The organism is Pengzhenrongella frigida (assembly GCF_004168625.1).
Classification (GTDB): domain Bacteria; phylum Actinomycetota; class Actinomycetes; order Actinomycetales; family Cellulomonadaceae; genus Pengzhenrongella; species Pengzhenrongella frigida.
Genome location: NZ_SDWW01000011.1, coordinates 84279 through 97278, shown reverse-complemented (window position 1 = coordinate 97278; position 13000 = coordinate 84279). Strand labels below are relative to the sequence as shown.

General features: G+C 72.3%; 13 protein-coding genes. 4 read left to right on the top strand and 9 right to left on the bottom strand.

What is annotated here, in order from left to right:
• The 3 genes from EUA98_RS06515 to EUA98_RS06505 form a co-directional block, all read right to left on the bottom strand.
• A partial coding sequence (locus EUA98_RS06515; protein WP_130101859.1) for a HAMP domain-containing protein occupies nucleotides 1-803 on the bottom strand: 803 nt, incomplete at its 3' end.
• Between the two features lie 122 nt (nucleotides 804-925).
• Complete coding sequence (locus tag EUA98_RS06510) at nucleotides 926-2386, bottom strand: amino acid permease (RefSeq protein WP_130101858.1); 1461 nt, start codon at nucleotides 2384-2386, stop codon at nucleotides 926-928.
• Between the two features lie 138 nt (nucleotides 2387-2524).
• Entirely contained in the window at nucleotides 2525-3451 is a 927-nt protein-coding gene (locus tag EUA98_RS06505; protein ID WP_130101857.1) for an NAD-dependent epimerase/dehydratase family protein, read from the bottom strand.
• 154 nt (nucleotides 3452-3605) lie between these two features.
• Here EUA98_RS06505 and EUA98_RS06500 point away from each other — a divergent pair, with 154 nt between their 5' ends.
• Nucleotides 3606-4370, top strand: coding sequence for a TetR/AcrR family transcriptional regulator (locus EUA98_RS06500; protein WP_207218993.1), 765 nt, complete (start codon nucleotides 3606-3608; stop codon nucleotides 4368-4370).
• Here the strand turns inward: EUA98_RS06500 and EUA98_RS06495 are convergent.
• From EUA98_RS06495 to deoD, 5 genes are all read right to left on the bottom strand, one after another.
• Nucleotides 4354-4506, bottom strand: a complete 153-nt coding sequence (locus tag EUA98_RS06495; RefSeq protein ID WP_130101856.1) for a methionine/alanine import family NSS transporter small subunit — start codon at nucleotides 4504-4506, stop codon at nucleotides 4354-4356. The two genes, EUA98_RS06500 and EUA98_RS06495, sit on opposite strands and share 17 nt — an antisense overlap.
• Entirely contained in the window at nucleotides 4503-6092 is a 1590-nt protein-coding gene (locus EUA98_RS06490; RefSeq protein WP_130101855.1) for a sodium-dependent transporter, read from the bottom strand. Before EUA98_RS06490 ends, EUA98_RS06495 begins: the two co-directional genes overlap by 4 nt.
• 198 nt (nucleotides 6093-6290) lie before the next feature.
• Nucleotides 6291-7142 (bottom strand): nuclease-related domain-containing protein, encoded by an 852-nt coding sequence (locus tag EUA98_RS06485; RefSeq protein WP_165372740.1) that lies wholly within the window; start codon nucleotides 7140-7142, stop codon nucleotides 6291-6293.
• Nucleotides 7143-7318: 176 nt separating this feature from the next.
• On the bottom strand, nucleotides 7319-8542 hold the full coding sequence (locus tag EUA98_RS06480) for an NAD(P)/FAD-dependent oxidoreductase (protein WP_130101853.1): 1224 nt from the start codon (nucleotides 8540-8542) through the stop codon (nucleotides 7319-7321).
• Nucleotides 8543-8622: 80 nt separating this feature from the next.
• Nucleotides 8623-9339, bottom strand: coding sequence for a purine-nucleoside phosphorylase (deoD, locus tag EUA98_RS06475; protein ID WP_130101852.1), 717 nt, complete (start codon nucleotides 9337-9339; stop codon nucleotides 8623-8625).
• A gap of 228 nt (nucleotides 9340-9567) precedes the next feature.
• On the opposite strand from deoD, the gene EUA98_RS06470 reads away from it, so the two are divergent.
• A complete protein-coding gene (locus EUA98_RS06470) occupies nucleotides 9568-10260 on the top strand; it encodes an HNH endonuclease family protein (RefSeq protein WP_130101851.1) in 693 nt (230 codons plus the stop codon).
• 58 nt (nucleotides 10261-10318) lie between these two features.
• On the opposite strand, the gene EUA98_RS06465 is transcribed toward EUA98_RS06470, so the two are convergent.
• A complete protein-coding gene (locus tag EUA98_RS06465; protein WP_130101850.1) occupies nucleotides 10319-11026 on the bottom strand; it encodes an LmeA family phospholipid-binding protein in 708 nt (235 codons plus the stop codon).
• A 111-nt stretch (nucleotides 11027-11137) separates the two neighbouring features.
• Here EUA98_RS06465 and EUA98_RS06460 point away from each other — a divergent pair, with 111 nt between their 5' ends.
• Nucleotides 11138-11566, top strand: a complete 429-nt coding sequence (locus EUA98_RS06460) for a hypothetical protein (RefSeq protein WP_242511315.1) — start codon at nucleotides 11138-11140, stop codon at nucleotides 11564-11566.
• 69 nt (nucleotides 11567-11635) lie between these two features.
• The gene (locus EUA98_RS06455; RefSeq protein WP_130101849.1) at nucleotides 11636-12907 is read left to right on the top strand and encodes a multidrug effflux MFS transporter; all 1272 of its coding nucleotides are present in this window, start codon (nucleotides 11636-11638) and stop codon (nucleotides 12905-12907) included.
• Nucleotides 12908-13000 lie beyond the last annotated feature (93 nt).

Genomic DNA, 13000 nt, shown 5'->3' with positions numbered 1-13000 from the left:
ACCATCGCCCGGTTCAACGCCGACGCCATCTGACCCACCTCATCACGGGTATCGACCTCCAACCGCAGATCCAACCGACCCTCCGCCAGACCCTCCAGCACCACGACCGCACGCTTCAACGGTCCCGACACGGACCGGCTCACGAGCCAGCCGAAGAGGGTCAGGGCGCACGCTCCCGCGAGGGCGGTGGCGAGCAGGACCCGTGCCGTCGACGTGCGCCGCACGAGCGCCGCCGCCTCCGCCGCTTCCCCGTGCAGCGTCAACGACTCGCCCACGCTCGGCAGGTCCTCCTCGAGCTGTTTGAAGGCGACCTGGAAGTCCGGGTACAACGCGAGCGCGGCCTCCACGTCCGTGCCGGCCAGCGTCGTGATCTGCAGGCCCAGGTCGAGGTACTCCTCGACCGCGGGCCGCACGGCGGCGACCGCGCGGTCGACGTCGGGCGCGATCCCGGCCGAGGCCACCTCGTCCAGGGCTCCGGTCATCGTGCTCGCGTGGTCGACGAGGTCCTGCCGGGCAGCCTCGGGGCCGGTCCCGGTCGGGAGCACGGACTTCAGGACGTCGGCGTGAACGGCGTCGTGCATCATGTCGGCGCCGAGGGCGGCGCGTGACGCGGCGGCGCCCCGAAGCAGGTCGTCGCTCTCGCTGCCGGCCGCCTGGAGCGAGGTGACGCTCACCAGGGCCAGGGTCGCCAGGGCGAACAGGCCGACGCACATCGCGATCGCGAGCTTGCCGCCGACGTTCACGTCGCGGAAGGCCGTCATGACGCTGCGCGGTCGAGCACTGCGCGGTCGTTCGTTTGCCATGGAACCGTCCCCTTGGGTCAGGCGACCGAGTGGGTGTGGGTCCTCGGGCGGCAGCGGGTCTGCGACCGCCTCATCGACACCGGCGCGGCGAAAATGAGCCCTCGGCCCGCGCGAACCAGGACCTAGGTCCTATCCCCGCTCCACTCCGCGATCCGCGCCTGCTGCAGGGCGGTGGACCGGTTGATGAACCACGCGCCGCCGAGCACGACGAACCAGACCGGGGTCACGAGCAGCGCGAGCCGGGTGTCCTCCCCCCGGGCCAGCGCCACGAGCATGAAGGCGAAGAACGCCAGGACGACGTAGGGCATGAACGCCGATCCCGGCATGGGGAACGTCGAGGCGGCGTGGAGCTGCGGGCGTCGCCGGCGGAACACGATGTAGCTCACCAGGATCATCGACCACACGAACATCGTCAGCACCGCGGCGACCGACGTGACCACGGTGAACGCCCCGATCACCGAGTCGCCCGAGTACAGCAGCACGAGCCCGGCCAGCAGGAACGTGCAGGAGAACAGCAGCGCGTTCTTCGGGACCTTGCGGGTGTTCAACCGGCCGAACGCGCGTGGCGCGTTGCCGTCCTGGGCCAGCCCGTAGATCATCCGGGAGGTCGAGTAGATCCCGGAGTTCGCGCTCGAGGCGGCGGCCGTCATCACCACGAGGTTCACGACGACGGCGGCGATGCCGAGCCCGGCCAGCGCGAACATCCCGATGAACGGGCTGCTGCCGGGATCGACGGTGCGCCACGGGTTCACCGCGAGGATGACGAGCAGGGCCCCGACGTAGAAGACCAGCACGCGGACCGGGATGGAGTTGATCGCCCGCGGCAGGTTGGTCAGGGGGTCCTTCGTCTCGGCGGCCGCCGTGCCCACCAGCTCGATCCCGGCGAACGAGAAGATCGCGATCTGGAAACCGGCGACGAACCCGAACAGCCCGTGCGGGAACATCCCGTCGTCGTTCCAGAGGTTGGCCACGGTGGCGACCGAGCCGTTCGGCGACGTGAAGTGAGTCGCGATCATCACCGCGCCCGTGACGATCATCGCGACGATCGCGACCACCTTGATGATGGCGAACCAGAACTCGGCCTCGCCGAACGCCTTGACCGTCGGCAGGTTGAGCAGCAGCAGCGCCACCGGGGTCGCCACCGCGGGGATCCACAAGGGCGTGCCCGGCGCCAGGACCTGCAGGTACCCGGAGATCGCGACGATGTCGGCGACCCCGGTGACCACCCAGAAGAACCAGTACGACCAGCCCGTGAAGAACCCGGCCCACGGACCCAGCAGGTCCCCGGCGAAGTCGCTGAAAGACTTGTAGGCGAGGTTCGACAGCAGGATCTCGCCCATCGCCCGCATCACGAAGAACAACATCGACCCGATGATCATGTACACGAAGATCACCGACGGACCGGCGAGCGAGATGGTCTTTCCCGAGCCCATGAACAGACCGGTCCCGATGGCCCCGCCGATGGCCAGCAGCTGTATGTGCCGGTTGCCCAGAGATCGCGCCAGGTGCGGCTCTTCGCTGCGACCCGTCAGAGCCGGGGCGGACGTTGTTTTGGCGGAACCGTGCGCGGTCCGTTCGGACATCTATTGCGTTCCCCACGCTAACCAAACCGTACGAAATGCCGGGTTTCGACGAGCTTCCGGCTCACGTCAAGGTCCGACGGTAGTTTCTCGGGGACGTCCGAGTCACATCGGGTCCGCGTCACATCACCGGTCATCGCCTCAGGCGCGGCTGCGGTACCAGTTGATGACGTCCGCCAGCACGGCTTCCCACGGGGTCGGCACCAGGCCGAACGTCTCCTGGGCAGCGGTCGAGTCGAGCACGAACGGCTGCTCGAACTGATAGGCCACCTCGGGCAGCTCCCGCATGACGGGGTTGACGACGCCGATCGCCCGCAGCAGCAGCGGTGAGTACTCCTTCACCTTGACCGGGTGCAGACCTGCCACGCGAGACAGGTCGTCGATCGCCTCCCGCTGCGTGCGCGGCGGGTTGCTCGGCACGTGCCACGGGCGACCCCAGGCGCGCTCGTCGGCGGCCGCGGTCACGAGCAACCGCGCGACATCGTCGATCGCGGTCCAGGTGTGCGTCGTGTCCGCGCTCTTCACGACGGTCACGTCCCGCCCCCGCAGCAGGCGGGGCACGACCCGGTCGCCCAGGTGTCCCGATACCCCGTTCCCGACGTAGTCCGACCCGCGGATCTCGGTGGCGCGGATGTGGCCGGCGTCGTGCGCGGCGAGGGCGTCGCGCCACATCTGCGCCCGGACCCGTCCCTTCGGCCCCAGCGGAGCGAGCGGCAGGTCCTCCGTCATCGGACCGGTCACCGGGCCGTAGGCGTACAGGTTGCTCACCGTGGCGAGCACGACGTTCGACCGCTCGGCTGCGGTGATCAGCGCGTGCGCGATCGGCGGCCAGTCGGTGGGCCAGCGGTGGTACTGCGGGTTGGCGCAGTTGTAGAGCGCGACACCGCCGTCGGCGAGCGCGGTCAGCCGGTCCGAGGACGACGCGTCCGCGGCGACCCGGGTGATGGCCGGGTGCTCGGGCCCCGACCCGGAGCGGGTCACGAGGACGACCTGCTCGCCGCGCTCGGCCAGAAGCCGTGCGGTGGCGGTGCCGACTGGTCCGGCGCCGACGACGACGTGCTTGGCCATGGGGATGCTCCTCTGCCGCGCAGGCGGCGGGTTGACCGTCTCGATCGCGAGCCGGGTGCTCGCTCTCTCGACCGTCGCAGATCCGGTGGCGATTCGTCAAGAGCACCGCTCTCGTTTGTTGCCACCGATCTCTTTTTCCCCGATACTGGACCGCATGACCGCGCCCGCCACGCCATCGGCACCCCCGCCGGCACGCCCGCCGATGCCCCCGATGCCCCGCACGGCCCGCGAGCGCGTGCGCACCGAGCTGACCGACGAGATCAAGGCGATCGCGCTGGCGCAGCTCGCCGCGGGGGGCGGGTCCGCGCTCTCGCTGCGCGGCATCGCACGCGAGATGAACATGGCGTCGTCGGCCCTGTTCCGCTACTTCCGCAGCCGCGATGCGCTCCTGACGGCCCTCATCATCGACAGCTACAGCGCGCTGGCCGAGGCCGCAGAGACCGCCGAGGCACGCGTGCACGGCGGATCCGTCGAGGACCGCTGGATCGCCATCTGCCACGGGGTGCGCGACTGGGCGGTGGCCCAACCGCACGAGTACACGCTCATCTTCGGGTCGCCTATCCCCGGGTACGCCGCTCCGCAGGACACGATCGGGCCCGCCTCGCGCGTGCCGCTGCTGCTCGGTTCTCTGCTCGGCGACCTGGTGGCCGGCGGGGCCTACGACCCCGCCACCCATCCCGAGCCGCCGGCCGCCGTCGTCCGCGCCCTCGAGCCCATGCGCACCGCCGTGGCGCCCGGGATCCCGGTCGACCTGCTGGTGAGCGGGCTCATGGCGTGGACGTACCTGTTCGGAGCGCTGTCGTTCGAGCTGTTCGGGCACCGCCACGACGTGGTCGGCGACTACCCGGCCTTCTTCGACCACGAGGTCCGGCGGCTCGCGAGCGTGCTCGGGCTGGCTGGCCCTACAGGTCGTGCATGACGATCGGCGCGGTCGGCGTGGCCGACGCACCGTCGTCCTCCTCGGGGTGCCGGCGCAGGTAGACGGTGCTCGCGGCGAGCCCGCCCCACACCACCGCGAGCGAGACGATGAGGACAACCAGCGCGGTCGCGGTCATGGCACGAGCTCCTTCGGGGTCGTGGAGGTGCCGCGCGGCGGCCGGGCCGCGGCCGGCACGACGTCGGGCAGCGCGTCGGGCACGAACTCGTCGGGGCTGTGCCGCCAGCGCAGCGCGGTGAGCACGAACGCTCCCGCCACGATCGCGGCGAGCATGCCCCAGCCGAGGGTGTTGGTGAACCAGCGCGGGTAGTCGCCGTAGCCGTGGGCCACGAGGTCGACGAGCCCGGAGACGAACATGACCAGCAGCACGCCCGGCACCACCACGCCGACCAGCCACCGCCACCAGGTACCGATCTGGAGCGTCGAGACGGCGTTGAGGTGCCGCTGCAGCTCGGGCAGCCGGCGCAGCACCCAGGTGACCAGCACCGTCGCGAAGATCGCCGACGCGACGATCCCGACCTCGTTGACGTACTTGTCGACGGTGTCCAGCACCGGCAGCGCCGTCGACGTCGAGAACAGGGCCAGCGAGACGACCGCCGCGACTCCCCCGACGCGGATCGCACCCTGGCGGATGCTCAGGCCGAACTTCTCCTGGAACGCCGCCGAGACGACCTGCAGCAGCGAGAGCAGCGAGGTGAGCCCGGCGAGGGTGAGCGAGGCGAAGAACAGCACGCCGAAGATCGGCCCGCCCGGCATCATCGAGATGATCTGCGGGAACGCGATGAACGCCAGAGAGACGCCGGCGATCCCGTCGAGCTCCGCGATCGTGGTGCCCTGCTGCTGGGCCATGAAGCCCAGGGCGGCGAACACGCCGATCCCGGCCAGCAGCTCGAACGAGGAGTTCGCGAAGCCGACCACGAGACCGGTCGCCGTGAGGTTCGTCTTGCGCTTGAGGTACGAGGAGTACGTGACCATGATCCCGAACGCGACCGACAGCGAGAAGAAGATCTGGCTGTATGCCGCGATCCACACCCCCGGGTCGCTGAGCGCGGACCAGTCCGGGGTGAAGAAGGCGTTGAGACCGTCCAGGGCGCCCGGCAGGAACAGCGCGCGGAGCACCATCGCGAGGAACAGCACCACCAGGACCGGCAGGCCGATGACGTTCGCGCGCTCGAGACCCTTCTGCACGCCGAGCGCGAGCACGGCGAGCACGAGCACCCAGATCAGCAGCAGCGGCCAGGCCACCCCGGGAACGATGTCGAGGCTGACCCCCGGGGCCTGCGCCACCTGCAGGAAGCTGCCGGTGAAGAACCCGGCGGGGTCGTCGCCCCACGCCCGCGTGACGGAGAACCCGAGGTAGCTCGCCGACCAGGCGATGATCACCGTGTAGTACAGGATGATCACGAAGCAGATCGCGACCTGGAACCAGCCCAGCAGCTCGGCGCGCTTGGCCAGCCGGCGGAAGGCCGTCGGGGCCGAGCCGCGGAACCGGTGCCCGATGGCGTAGTCGAACAGCAGCACCGGGATGCCAGCCGTCAGCAGCGCGACGAGGTACGGGATGAGGAACGCGCCCCCGCCGTTCTCGTACGCGACGCCGGGGAACCGCCAGATGTTGCCGAGGCCGATCGCGGACCCGATCGCAGCGAGGATGAACCCCCGCTGCCCGGACCACTGCTCGCGTTTCGGACGTGGTGAATGAGCCATTGCGGTCCTTCGATCGACAGGTGGGCGGCGAGCCCACGGGCGGGTGATCGACAGTGCCGCGCGGGTGAGCGCGGTCACGGCGGGGCCGGGGGCAAGACGCAGCGCACGCTACGCCGTGAGCCTCGAGCGCGGGAAACTGTCTCGCGCCAGCCTCCCGGCGCCCGGTTTTATCCGGTTTCGGGGGCCACGCGGTTCGGGTCAGGGCGCGGCGGGGACGGTCGGGACCGCCGTCGGGGTCGGGGTCGGGAGCGCCCCCGAGGTGATCAACGAGCTGATCGCCTCAAGGACGTCGGGCGCGTTGGCGACGAAGACGACCACCAGAACCGTGCCGACGGCGACGCCCAGGAGCCGGGCGCCCGCGCGCCCGCCGCGTCGTCCCCTGCGCCACCGTGGCGGGATCCCCGCCCGACCGGAGGGCCGATCGGCGGGCCGACCGGACGACCACCCCGGTCCGCCGACCGTGGCGTGCGGACGCGCCCGGGCCGGCCGCCGGCGCACGTGCGCCTGCGCGGATCGCTCCGGTCGGCCCGACGACGGGGAGACCGCGGCGTAGGCCGCCGCGGCCGCCGTCAGGCTGGGGCTCGACGAACCGGCGAGCGCGGCCGAGAGGCGTCGCCCGAGATCGGCCACGTCGTACGGGCTCAGTCGCGGCGGAAGGCCCGCCAGGAAGGAGGCGAGCTGCGCGCGCCCGACGACGCGCAGCCCGAGCCCGGCGGACACCGCCTCCTGGTCCAGGCCGACGAGGCAGATCACCCCGAAGCCAGCGCTGCGGTGCTGCGGTGCCAGCAGCGCGGTGAGCGCCGACACCGCGTTCGCCGCGCCTTCGAGCTCACGGTCGCGCCGGTGTCCGTTCTGTCGCAGCACCCCGTCGGTGAGCGTGACCACGCCCGTCCAGTACCTCGCGTCGATCACCGCGATGCCGCCCGGGCCGATCGCGACGTGGTCGATGCGCGCCTGCGCTCGGCCGGGCCAGTGGACGTCGTGCAGCACGGTCCACCCGTGCTGGGCGAGCCCCTCGAGCACCTGGGCAACGTGACCCGACTGTGTCACCCGATCCGACCGTGCCACCTGATCCGACGGCGACAGCTGATCCTCGGCACCGAAATAGCCGTCCACGCTTCCCCCTGCAGTTCTGTCCAGCCCCTGTTCGCCCTATCGGCCACGGAAGGTCGCTGCATGAGCAATCACCCGGACGCCGAGGCCGACCGGGGTCCCGGAGAGCGCCCTCAGACGGCGGCGAGCGGGATCGACGGGTCGGCCAGGCGGGCCGGGTCCACCGTCCGGGCGCTGGCGATCAGGTCCTCGATGTCGCCGACGACGTCCCACACGTTCACGTTCATCCCCGCCAGCACCCGGCCGCCGGCGAGCCAGAACGCGATGAACTCGTGGCGCCGGACCTCGCCCCGGAACACGACCTGGTCGGCCTCACCGGGCTCCACGTACCCGACGTACTCCATGCCGAGGTCGTACTGGTCCGAGAAGAAGTACGGCAACCGGTCGAACGTGGCGTCCTGCCCGAGCATCGCCTTGGCCGCGATCGCGCCCTGCCGCCGCGCGTTCTCCCAGTGCTCGACGCGCAGCCGGCGGCGCAGGGTCGGGTGGTAGGCGTTCGCGACGTCGCCCGCCGCGAACACAGCCGGATCCGCGGTGCACAGGTGCTCATCGACCAGCACGCCGCCGGTGACGTCGAGGCCGGCGTCGGCCGCGAGCGCGACCACCGGGGTGATCCCGATCCCGACCACGACGAGGTCGGCGGGCACCGCGCTCCCGTCGGCGAGCTCGACGCCGGTCACCAGACCGTCGCCGGTCAGGCCCACCACCTGCGCGCCGAGGAGCAGGCGCACGCCGTGCGCGTGGTGCAGGTCGGCGTAGATCTGGGCGACCTCTCGGCCGAGCACACGCAGCAGCGGGAGCTCGGCGGTCTCGATCACGGCGACCTCCCGACCGGCGGCCCGGGCCGCGGCGGCGACCTCGAGCCCGATCCAGCCCCCGCCGATGATCGCGACCCGCGACGCGCGGTCGATCTCGATCTTCAGCAGCTCGCAGTCCTCCAGCCGGCGCAGGTACACGACTCCGTCGAGCCCGGCACCCGGCACGGTCAGCCGCCGGGGCTCCGAGCCGGTCGTGAGCAGCAGCCGGTCGTACCCGACGCGCCGGCCGTCGTCGCAGACCACGACCCGGGCTGCCCGGTCGATCGAGGTGACGGTCGTGGCCAGCCTCAGGTCGATGTCGTTCCACGCGTACCAGTCGCTCGGGTGGACGAACACGTCCTCGAGCGGGGCGGTGCCCAACAGCAGGCCCTTGGACAGCGGGGGCCGCTCGTACGGGCGGTTCGGCTCGCTGCCGATGAGCACGATCTGCCCGTCGAACCCCTCCTCCCGCAGGACTTGCGCCGCGGCGGCGCCGGCCAGACTCGCTCCGACGATGACGAAGGTCTGCTTCGGGTCCATGCGTCGTCGCTACTCCTCCCAGCCGACCGCCGTCAAGGGTGCCGCGGGCGATGCGGGCGCCGAGCGCCCGCCACCTCGGCTCAGGCGGTGGCGAAGGCGGCCAGGCCGAGGTGCACGGCGCGGTCGAACAGCACCTCGCGCTCGTCGGCAGACAGGGCGGCACCCGAGAACAGCAGGTCGGAGATGGTGCAGATCGCGAGCGCCTGACCTCCCTCGGCGTCGGCCACGGCGTACAGCGCCGCCGCCTCCATCTCGACCGCGAGCGTGCCGTGCCGCACCAGGAGCTCGTTCGTGCTCGGGCGGTCGACGTAGAACGCGTCGCTCGAGAGCACCGCGCCCGCGTGCACCGCACCCGGGTGGGTGCCGGACGTGGCCGCCGCGACCGCTGCCGCCGCGAGCGCGAAGTTCGGGGCGTGGCTGTAGTGGATGCCCGGGATCCGGTTCGCGGTCAGGGCGGAGTCGGTGTGGGCGGCGGTCGCGATCACGACGTCGCCGACCTCAAGGACCGGCGCCATGCCGCCCGCGGTACCGATCCGGATGATCCGGCGCACCCCGTAGAACCGGAACAGCTCGGTCGCGTAGATCGAGATCGACGGCATGCCCATGCCCGACGCGAGCACGGAGACCGGTCGACCCTCGTAGGTGCCGGTGAACCCGAGGATGCCGCGGACCTCGGTGACCAGGCGGGCGTCGTCGAGCACGGTCTCGGCGATGTGACGGGCGCGGCGGGGGTCGCCGGGCATGAGGACGTCGGGAGCGAAGTCGCCGGGCGCTGCGGAGATGTGCGGGGTAGCCATGATCTGCAGGGTATCGACTGCGGCCCGACGCCGGGCGCCGAGCGACGCCCGGCGGTCCACAGCGGCCGGCCGCGCCAGGGACCGACGTCGGCGGCCCGTGCCACGCTCGCGGACGTGACCTCCCGCTCCCGGTCGGACCCCGCTCCGTGGCCCCGCGCCCGCCGGAGCCGGGGCGCGGGGCGGGGTGCCGGGCGGGGCGGCACCCGGGGTGCAGTCCGGGGTGGTGCGGTGGCCGCCATCTACGCGGCGTCCGCGCTTGCGGTGGCCGTCGGCGTCGGCCTTGCGGCCGGGGGGATCACGACGGCGGCCGCCGGGCTGCGCTATCCCGTCACCGCCGACGACGCCGCCTCCGCGTGGGTCGCGCTGGACTCGCTCGAGGTCAAGGGCCGGGCGCCCCGTACGGGATACGACCGCGACCTCTTCGGCCAGGCGTGGCAGGACGTCGACCGCAACGGGTGCGACACACGCAACGACGTGCTCGCGCGCGACCTCACCGCCGTGACGTTCAAGCCCGGCACCGGCGACTGCGCGGTGCTGTCCGGCACGCTCGCCGACCCGTACAGCGGGCAGCCGATCGCCTTCGAGCGCGGGGCCGAGACCAGCGCGGACGTGCAGATCGACCACGTCGTCGCGCTCGCTGACGCCTGGCAGAAGGGCGCGCAGAGCTGGTCGCCGCAGGTCCGGGCGGCGTTCGCCAACGATCCCGCCAACCTGCTCGCCGTCGACGGACCGCTCAACCAGGAGAAGGGCGCGGGCGACGCGGCGACCTGGCTGCCGCCGCACAAGCCGTTCCGCTGCCGCTATGTCATCCGCCAGATTCGGGTCAAGGCCGCGTACGGGCTGTGGGTGACGGCGGCCGAGCGGGACGCGCTCGCGCGCGAGCTCGGGCGGTGCGAGGTGGTGTCCGCCCCGGGCGGGTGACGACCGCGACCGGCGACCGGCGACCGATCGAAGAGGACGTCGCCGCGAGGGGTCGCCGCTAGGGCGCGAGCCCGGCGGCGCCCGCCGGCAGCTCGACGTCGAGCCCGGTCGCGGTCACCCGCACGCCGCCGTCGCGCACCACGACTCCCGACAGCTCGAACCCGTCGGGCAGTCCGTCGATGGGCACGGTGAGGTCGCTCAGCTGACCCGCGAGCACCCCCGGCAGGTCGTCGACGTCGACCGCGAGCCCGCCGAAGGCGACGGAGACGACGTCGACCCGGATCTGGCCGTCCTCCACCCGGGGCACCAGGGTCGCGGTGACATCCAGCCCGAGCAGCTGGGTGGCCGCCGTGAGCTGATCGCCCTCGATCTGCAGCTCGAGCTCGACGTCGGACCTGGTCGCGACGAGCTCCTGGAGGGTCGCTGCCGACAGCGTGCCGGTGAGCACCGCGCGGGCGACCGTGTACGGCTCGGCGGTGGTCACGTCGCTCGCGTCGACCTCGACGTCGGTCACCTCGACACCCTCCAACGTCAGCCCATCGGCGCGCACCGAGACGTCCGAGAGTGTGCCCGCGCTCAGCTGGGTGAGGAACGGGAAGCCGCCGATCGTGACCCGCGGCTCGCCGACGAGACCGTCGACGTTGGCCGCCAGCTCCCGCACCGCGAGCGCCTCCGCCCGGCCGACGGCGACCCGGTCGACGACGACCGCACCGCCCGCGAGCAGCACGAGCACGGTCGAACCGACGGCCACTGCGCGCACACCCATGCGGGCCACTGTACGAGCCGTCCCGCCGGCAGAATCGGCCCGGGCAGGGTCTGGCGGCCGCTCCGCACGGCACCTAATCTGGAATCAGACCTCGCCGAACGGGACCGAACGATGCGCTGGATTCCCCTGGTCATCCTCACGGCGGTGGTGCTGTGGGCGCTGCGGCCGGTGTGGCGGCGCCACGGACCGCCGGCTCGGGCGGCGTCGCGCCGCCTGGACGGCCCGGCGACGTCCGGCGGGCAGCGGCCGCACGCCGGCCTGCGACTGCACCGCAGACGAACCCCGGCCCCGAACCCGTTCGAGGTGCTGCGCATCCAGACCCGCCTGAGCGCCGTCGCCGACGAGGTCCGCGCCCTCGAGCGCGACGAGACCGTGTTCGCGCGGGCCCACCACCTCGAGGCGACCCAGGTCGCCTACGACGCCCTCCTGGCCGAGGCGTGCGTCCTGGCCGGGGTCGCTACCCGACCGAGCGCGCCGGGCGACGAGGGCGAGCGCTTCCGGGAAGAGGTGGAGCTGGCCGAACGCGGTTGGTCGTGGTGACGCCCGTCCACCATCCGGATGGTGGGGACCCGGGGGAAGAACCCGGCTGAACCCGGGGGTTGGACGGGTATGCCCCCCACCCCCGCACGGACCCGCATCGGCGCCGGGTTCATCCTGCTGCTCTCCGCTCTCACGGCCATCGGCCCGCTCACGTTCGACACCTATCTCGCGGCCTTCCCGGAGATCGCCGTCGACCTGTCCGCGTCGTCGGCCCTGGTCCAGCTGACGCTCACGGCGTCGCTCGCCGGTCTCGCCCTCGGTCAGCTCCTGATCGGATCGCTGTCCGACACGTACGGTCGCCGTCGTCCCCTGCTCGGTTCCCTGGCGGTCTACGTCCTGGCGTCGACGGCCATCGTGTTCGCCGGGTCGGTCGGGATGCTCACCGCGCTGCGGTTCGTGCAGGGCTTCAGCGCCGCCGCCGGGATGGTGCTGTCGATGGCGATCATCCAGGACAAGTACACCGGCATCCAGGTCTCGAAGGTGCTCGCGCGGCTGATGCTCGTCGTCGGGGTGGCGCCGATCCTGGCCCCCACCATCGGCGCGCAGCTGCTGCGGTTCGGGTCGTGGCGCAGCATTTTCGGCTTCCTCGCCGCGACCGGCGTCGTGCTGCTCGTGCTCGCGGCGGTCTTCCTGCGCGAGTCGTTGCCGGTCGAGCGCCGCCGGTTGGGCGGGACGAGCGCGGCCCTGGGCACGTACCGGGACCTGCTGACCAACCGCCCGTTCCTCGGGCTCGCGCTGCTGTCGGCGTTCTACATGTCCGCGCTGTTCACCTACGTCGCCTCGTCGACGTTCGTGTTCCAGGCCGGGTTCGGGCTGGACGTGCAGCAGTTCGGGTTCGTGTTCGCCGGGGGAGCCGCGGCCATCACGATCGCGAGCCAGGTGTGCGGGGCGCTCGTCGGCCGGTTCCAGCCGACCCAGATCCTCACGTTCGCCGTCTGGTCGGGGCTCGGGCTCTCGACCGCCCTGTTCGTCGTCGCCCTCGCGGGTGGCGGGCTCGTCCCCGTCGGGGTGCTGCTCATCCTGACGCTCGCGACCGCCGGCCTGGTGATGCCCTCCGCCCCGGCGATCGCGCTGGCGACCAACGGGCACCGGGCCGGGAGCGCGGCGGCGCTGCTCGGCGCACTGCAGTTCGGGGTCGGCGCCCTGATCGCGCCGATCACCGGCCTGCTCGGCGGCGACCCGGCGGTCGCGATGGCGGGGGTCATGTTCACGATGATCGCGCTGAGTGCCATCCTCCTCGCCGCGGTCTCCCGCACCTGGCGACGCCAGCCGGTGGCCCCCCTCGCCCCGCCGACGAGCGTCCCGGCGATCACTGCCGAGATCCCGGTCTCCGCCCTCTGAGCCGCGCGCGCCTCGACCGCGGATCTCGCAGCCGCGCGGATCGCCGGATCGTCGGCCGCGCGGAATTGCCGGGTCGTCGGCGTGGGACACCCG